7 protein-coding genes are annotated in these 6,581 nt (G+C 62.7%); all 7 read right to left on the bottom strand.

All coding sequences use genetic code 11. The features are described from left to right. Positions 1-180 precede the first annotated feature (180 nt). From AC1DF3_RS30785 to AC1DF3_RS30755, 7 genes are read right to left on the bottom strand one after another with little or no spacing between them, the layout of a single operon-like run. Complete coding sequence (locus AC1DF3_RS30785) at positions 181-867, bottom strand: site-specific integrase (protein WP_478141904.1); 687 nt, start codon at positions 865-867, stop codon at positions 181-183. Further along, on the bottom strand, positions 864-3,200 hold the full coding sequence (locus AC1DF3_RS30780) for a nitric-oxide reductase large subunit (protein WP_478141903.1): 2,337 nt from the start codon (positions 3,198-3,200) through the stop codon (positions 864-866). The genes AC1DF3_RS30785 and AC1DF3_RS30780 overlap by 4 nt, the downstream gene beginning before the upstream one ends. Continuing rightward, positions 3,197-3,892: a succinate dehydrogenase iron-sulfur subunit gene (locus AC1DF3_RS30775; protein WP_301816072.1), complete on the bottom strand. Its 696-nt coding sequence runs from the start codon at positions 3,890-3,892 to the stop codon at positions 3,197-3,199. Before AC1DF3_RS30775 ends, AC1DF3_RS30780 begins: the two co-directional genes overlap by 4 nt. A 43-nt stretch (positions 3,893-3,935) precedes the next feature. Beyond that, positions 3,936-4,274, bottom strand: a complete 339-nt coding sequence (gene sdhD / locus AC1DF3_RS30770; RefSeq protein ID WP_301816071.1) for a succinate dehydrogenase, hydrophobic membrane anchor protein — start codon at positions 4,272-4,274, stop codon at positions 3,936-3,938. After that, a complete protein-coding gene (gene sdhC, locus AC1DF3_RS30765; protein WP_301816070.1) occupies positions 4,271-4,654 on the bottom strand; it encodes a succinate dehydrogenase, cytochrome b556 subunit in 384 nt (127 codons plus the stop codon). The genes sdhD and sdhC overlap by 4 nt, the downstream gene beginning before the upstream one ends. Next, the gene (locus tag AC1DF3_RS30760) at positions 4,651-5,829 is read right to left on the bottom strand and encodes a DUF488 family protein (protein ID WP_478141902.1); all 1,179 of its coding nucleotides are present in this window, start codon (positions 5,827-5,829) and stop codon (positions 4,651-4,653) included. The genes sdhC and AC1DF3_RS30760 overlap by 4 nt, the downstream gene beginning before the upstream one ends. Positions 5,830-5,868: 39 nt before the next feature. Next, positions 5,869-6,201, bottom strand: coding sequence for a cupin domain-containing protein (locus AC1DF3_RS30755; RefSeq protein ID WP_301816067.1), 333 nt, complete (start codon positions 6,199-6,201; stop codon positions 5,869-5,871). Between the last annotated feature and the right edge of the window lie 380 nt (positions 6,202-6,581).

Raw genomic sequence — 6,581 nt, 5'->3', positions numbered from 1 at the left:
ACTGCTCGACGTCAAACTCGGACAGCCTGGCAGGCAGGCTGTCCGCTCCGACGTAGCGATGTGCGAAGGTCATGGCGCAGTCCAAGCCTGTCCGGGAGGAGCGTCAATTTACGCCAACTACAGGTGCTGGACGAATCGCCCACACCTCAAGCGCTCGGAGATGCTCCGGCGCGCACCGTATCAATCTGCACCAAAAATACGATCACCCCATGCTTCGGTCCGCCGTCCTCGAAAACCGGTCGGTGCCGAGCTTCTCGTCCTTGAGAATGCGCCTACCAGGCATGCCCGCGAACCAGCAAAGAGGGGCGCCGAGCTGATGTCGCTCACCTTGAGCCAGTTTCCAGGGCCACGGAGGGGCCGCCCGACCACTGGCTTCACATCTCCCGGGCGGATTGTCCCGTTGTTGTTCGTCTTTGGGCTCGCCAGCGTGTACAGATAGCCGCCCTCTTCACCGCGGTGTAGCTTCTCGAGCACGGCTTTCGACACCTCCGAGTTCCGGCGTCGGCCCAAGGCCCAGGCGAATAGGAGGAGGGCGCGGTCGCGCTTTTCCTTCAGCAAGTTCTCACAGGTTTCAAGCACCGCCTCCAGTCGCTCCTCGGTCAACACGCGCTGCTTGTGGGCCAGGGCGTTGCGCTTCACGCAGGCCTTTCTTGCTCTGCTAGACAGCCCCTTGCCCGCAGGGTCCACGCTCAGACCGGCCTGGTTGGAAAGGCGGCGGGCGATCGAGAGCACGGAGACGCCGACTTGATGAGCGTCAAATTCACATTGAGCGGTCTGTTGATGCTTTTCGTTGTAGTCCTGCGCTTGCCCTTGCTCATGATCACCGCCTTGCTTACCGCTTGCGTCACAGCCATTTTTTAATTTCACGCAGGTTGATGCAGAGCGGACTTCTTGCCCCCCGGCTGCTCGCCCAACGCCATGTAGCTCTTGAGAGTCGCTATCACCAGCGGCACCGCCCCGAAGACGATGAACACCACATCGCCCGGCATGCGCAGCCATTCAATCAGATGCGATCGTTCGCTGCTGATGTAGTCGAGGCTGCGTGCATGCCAGTACCCGTTCTGCAACACGTCCCAGACTTGCAGCAGACCGCCTGGGAAGAGGCTCATCGCCACCATCATCGCCAGCCCGACGTTGGTGCCCCAGAAGGCGCAACGGATGTATTTCTCAACGCCCGGCCAGTCCTCATCGCGGCTCGTCTGCCTGAGCACGAACACCATGAGCGCGATCGCCAGCATGCCGAACACCCCCATCATGACGGCGTGTCCGTGGTTCTGTGTCAACAGCGTGCCGGTTTCGTAGTAGCTGACGATCGGCAGGTTGATCAGGAAGCCGAAAATGCCTGCGCCGACGAAGTTCCAGAACCCCACCGCCATCAGGAAATAGAAGGTCCATTTGTGCGGAATGACCATCTGCTTGCCAGCGGCGTCTCGATCGCCGCGCGTGGTGCGAACGAAGTCCCACGCATCCAGCGTGAGCAAGGTCAGTGGCACCACCTCCAGCGCCGAGAACAGCGCCGATAGCGCCATGTTGACGTTCGTCTGCCCGGTAAAGTACCAATGGTGTCCGGTGCCCATCAAACCCCCGAGGAAGTACAGGATCGCGTCGAGGTAAATCACCCGCAGCGCCACGTTGCGGCGGGTCAGACCCAGCTGGTAGAAAGTCAGGGCCACGACCGTGGTGGCGAAGAACTCGAAGAATCCTTCGACCCACAGGTGGATGATCCAGAAGCGCCAGGTATCGACCACGGTGTAGTTGGTCTTCGCGCCGAACACCATCGCCGGGATGTAGAACACCGGAATCGCGAGCGCCGCGACCATGAACATCCGGACGATCGGCTTCGCGGCGGGCTCGGCCAGTGCGCTCGGGCGCACCAGCGACCAGAGCAGCGCGAACCAGGCGAATAGCCCCACGACCAGCAGCATTTGCCAGACGCGGCCGAGCTCGAGGTATTCCCAGCCTTGGTTGCCGAACCAGAACCACAACGGCCCGAGGAGCTGCGCGATGCCGGCCCATTCGCCCAGCAGGCTCCCGAAGATGACCACTGCAAACGCAGCGAACAGCGCATGAATGCAACCCGGCAACCAGCGCGGTTCGTCCGTGCGCAGTGATCGACCCAGAAACAGTGCTGCGGCCACATAGGCCGTTGCGATCCAGAAGATGGCAAGTTGCAGGTGCCAAGTGCGCATCAGGTTGCTGGGAAAGATGCGTTCGAGCTGGAAGCCGTAGAAGCCGCCCGGATCGGCGCGGTAGTGGGCGACGGCGCCGCCCACCAGCGCCTGCGCCAGAAGCAGGAGCGCCACGACCACGAAGAACTTCACGAGCGCGTTCTGCCCCCGACTGGAACGCCCCGGCAACATCTGCGGCTTGACGCTGTGGCCGCGCGTGATCCATCCCAGGTAGTCGAACTTCCCGAACGCCAGCAACACGCTGGCAATCCCTGCGAGCAGCACCATCAGGCTGATGGCGCTCCACAGCAATGCGCCCGAGATGGGGGTGTTGCCCACGCTCGGGTCGTAGGGAAAGTTGTTGGTGTAAGAGTGCTCTTCGCCAGGTCGTGCCGCCACGGATGCCCAAGCCGCCCAGGTCACAAACGCCGTGAACTGGCGCAGCTCGGCCGGGTCGGTGATGAGGTCGGCCTTCAGGCCGCCATTGCGTGAAGGGTCATGAAAATAGCTGGTCCATTGGGAGATTTCGGCCGTGAAGGCGGCCGCTTGCGCGTCAGTGAACTGCAGCGTCCCGGTGGCTTCGTCGTAGCGGTTGGTCTTCAGTGCCACCGCAGTCTCCGCCTGGACCGCCGCCGCCTCGCTTCGGTCCAATGCCCCGAAAGCCTTTCGGTGCCGCTCCTGCGCCATGGCTTCTGCCGTGACGAGTCCCATGCGGTGCAATGCGGAGGCCGAGTAGTCGGGCCCGAGGTAGGCCCCGTGGCCCCAGATACTGCCATTGGCCATCAGGCCGTAGCGCAGGAATACCGCCTGCCCATCCCCGACGTCGTCCGACCCGAACAAGAACGCGCCTTGCGGGTCGACCACGCGTGCCGGAATCGGCGGCGCGTTCCGGTACGACAGGGCGGTAATCAGGATCAACCCGGCAAAGCCCAGGATCATCACGATCACGACGGCACGTATCCACCAAGGTGACAGCGCGCCGTCGTCTTCGTTAAACGGCTGCGCCGCGACGCTGCCGGTCGCGGTGCTCAAAGCGCCTCCTTCAGCAGGGTCAGCCGGATACTCTCGATCGCCCGCGACGGGGCGAGTCCCTTGGGGCACACCTCCGTACAGTTCATGATCGAGCGGCAGCGAAACAACCTGTAGACATCGTTCAGGTCGTCCAGCCGCTCGCGCGTCGCGCGGTCGCGGCTGTCGGCGATGAAGCGGTCTGCCTGCAACAAGCCTGCGGGGCCCACGAACCTTTCCGGGTTCCACCAGGACGAAGGGCATTGGCTGGTGCAGCAACCGCACAGGATGCATTCGTACAGCCCGTCCAAGCGGTCGCGTTCCTCAGGCGATTGCAGTCTCTCTTTCTCGGGCGGAGGCTCGTCGTTGATCAGCCAAGGCTTGACAGAGGTGTATTGGGCGTAGAAGCGCGTCATGTCGACCACCAAGTCGCGAATCACGGGGAAGCTCGGCAGCGGGCGCAAAACGACCGGCTCTTTCAGGTCCCGCACCCGTGTGATGCACGCCAGTCCGTTGCGGCCGTTGATGTTGATCGCGTCGGAGCCGCAGACGCCCTCGCGGCACGACTTACGGATCGTCAGCGTGTTGTCTTGCGCCTTGATGCGCAGGATCACGTCCAGCAGCATGTGATCCTCGTCTCCAATGGGCTGCTCAAAATCCTGCATGTAGGGCTTGACGGCTTGCTCGGGATTGAAGCGATAGATCGAGAATTTCATGAACGTCTTTCAAGGGATGCGAGAGAAGCGCCGCGAGAAAATTTCACGCCCGAACCAGCCAGAGAATGCGAAAGACCCAAGCCCCTGCACCCAGCAGCGCGGTTGCGATCAACGCCAGAACGGCGACGCGGGCGGCAAGGGGCTTGACGTAGTCCAGCGTCACATCGCGCAGGCCGACCCATGCATGCATCAGCAGGGCGGCGAAGGAGAGGAGCGCGGCGACGCTGACGCCGGGATTGCCCATCCAGGCTCTCCAGGCCTCGTACGAAGCCGGCGGATCGACCAGGAAGTTCGCCAGCACGAAGCCGATGAAGGCCAGCATGAACACCGCGCTCAGGCGCTGCACCAACCATGGCGTGAGGCCGCCGAGGGGTCTTCTCACAGCACGACTCCAGCGGCCATCAGCGCCATGGCCACGCCGCCGACATTCACGGTCCAGGCGCTGCGGCGCGCGTCGGACAAGTGCGAACCGATGCCGATGTCCATCAGCATATGTCGCACGCCCGCCAACAGGTGGTGCGACAACGCCCAGATGAAAGCAATCAGCGCGAACTTGAACAAGCCGTTGCTCGCCATCCGTGTCAGGCGTTCGTACGACTGCGCGCTGTCGAGCGAAAGATGCATCGCGTAGAAGCAAAACGGGATGCCGATCGCCAGGATCACGCCCGTGACGCGATGGACGATCGATGTGAGCGCCCCCACCGGCATCTGAATCTGGTTCAGTTTGAAGAACACCGGTCGAGCCGGGGCGCGCCGGCTCATGCGGTCACTCCATCCAGCTTTAACAAGCCGACGCGCTGCCTCAACGCTGGCAGCAGTTCCTGCTCGAACCAGGGGTTCCGCTGAAACCAGGGTGTGTTGCGGGCCGAAGGATGCGGCAGCGGAATGAAATCGGGCGCGAACTCCCGCCAGGCCTTGACCGTCTCCGTGAGCGATGCCTTGCGTCGACGGCCCAGGAAATGACGCTGTGCGTACAGGCCAATCAACAGTGTGAGCTCGACGTGAGGCAGCCGGGCGAGCAACCCATCTAGCCACAGGTCCGCGCATTCGCGCCGAGGCGGTAGATCGCCGCCTTGCCCGCGCCCGGGGTAGCAGAATCCCATCGGAATGATCGCTACGTGGCGTGCGTCGTAGAAGCGGTTTTCGCAGAGGCCTGTCCAGTTTCGCAGCCGCTCTCCACTGGGGTCGTCCCATGGGATTCCCGACTTGTGCACGCGAACACCAGGAGCTTGGCCCACCACGAGGAGACGTGAGGTGTAGCCGGCTTGCAGCACCGGACGCGGCCCCAGCGGGAGACGGGCCTCGCACGCACGACAGCCGCGTGCAGCAGCCAACACACTGTCGAGGTCCTGGCTAGGCGTGATCGCCTCGAGCCGCCGCGGGGGCGCCGCCGCATTCATGGTCTCGCCCGATCCGGAGTTGACCCTACTGCAGGATACGTGACACGCAGGCCCTCGACTTGGGCGAACGAGGTGAGCGCATGCAGCTTGCGCCCGTGGAGCCCAAGGATGTCCTCCAAGCGTACCCCCTCGCACCAGAAGCGCGTCGGCGATCAGCGAACGGTGACACCGCCAGGGGACAGCCTCCGCACACATCAGCGCACACTGCCGGGAGCGCGCAAGCGCCACGACCGCGTCGACGTTCGCGGCGAACTCTGGGGACTGCATGTAGTCCGCGTAACCCCTGAACGATGCGTTGTGCCAGCCGATGTTCGGCGAATCGGCGCGCGCGTGGCGCAGTCCACCCAGACCCGACATGTGGGAATAGCCGATCCCTGCAGCAGCGAGCGACCCGGGGAGCGTCTCGAGATTGAACTGAGGGTCGCGGCGCGAGCGCGGGATGGTTCTCACATCGATCACCTCGGCCACCTCATTCGACCACAGCAGACCGATGAAGTCCTCGATCGTCCGGCTCGAATGGCCGATGGTGAAGACCACCCCCCGCGCTTCCACGATGGACTTATCGTTCGCATGAACCTAGGCGCCATGAAGCAGCAACGTGACCAGCAGAGACGAGTCCTCGATGGCCAAGAGCGAATGCCTCACGCCCCCTGCCAAGCACTTGAGGTCGCCCGCTCGCATGATGTCGCGCGTGGTGCCGATGGAAAACTCGACGCTGCCTTCGAGGCATTGAATCGTGAACTCGCCGACCACCTTGTGCTCGGGAATCTCCTTGCCGGCGGACAGGACCATGCGAAACACCTCGAGGTGCTGCGTCTTGTACAGCGTGGCGCTTTGCGTCGCCCGTATCGCGTCGCCGAGTGGTCGGATGTCGATCATTTCGCCCGAAAGGGCATGGTGGATGGCCATTGCTCAATGCTCCTGACTTTCAAGATACTGTCACGTTATGCCATGGCGTCTGTGCGTTACCGCACACTGCCAGGAGGCATTCGGTCGAAGTATGGAATTGCCGCATTTCGTTGCGCGACAAAGAAACGGTCATAGGCGCCCGAGTCAACATCGGAACTGCATTTATAGACCTTATGAGCAAGATGCGCCACGCATGAAGGCGCGCTATCGGATGAACCTGGATCGAACAGAAGAATGGCCTCATGGCCTTGACTCTGCTGGACATCTGGGACAAGAACCGGCGAGGCAAGTGACCTCGGCGCGGGGACCGCACGCGTTCGGTGCAACTGTGAGGGTATTTACTCATGTCATGACATATCCTCGTCATACAATGGTTTGCG

This window comes from Variovorax sp. 10N432, assembly GCF_056394465.1.
Note: the sequence above shows the minus strand (reverse complement) of the source record. Positions and strands in the feature narration are given on the sequence as shown.

Coding starts and splice junctions, on each gene's coding strand:
- AC1DF3_RS30775 (WP_301816072.1), bottom strand. CDS start 3,892: ATGAAATTCTCGATCTATCGCTTCAATCCCGAGCAAGCCGTCAAGCCC.
- AC1DF3_RS30755 (WP_301816067.1), bottom strand. CDS start 6,201: ATGGCCATCCACCATGCCCTTTCGGGCGAAATGATCGACATCCGACCA.
- sdhC (WP_301816070.1), bottom strand. CDS start 4,654: ATGAGCCGGCGCGCCCCGGCTCGACCGGTGTTCTTCAAACTGAACCAG.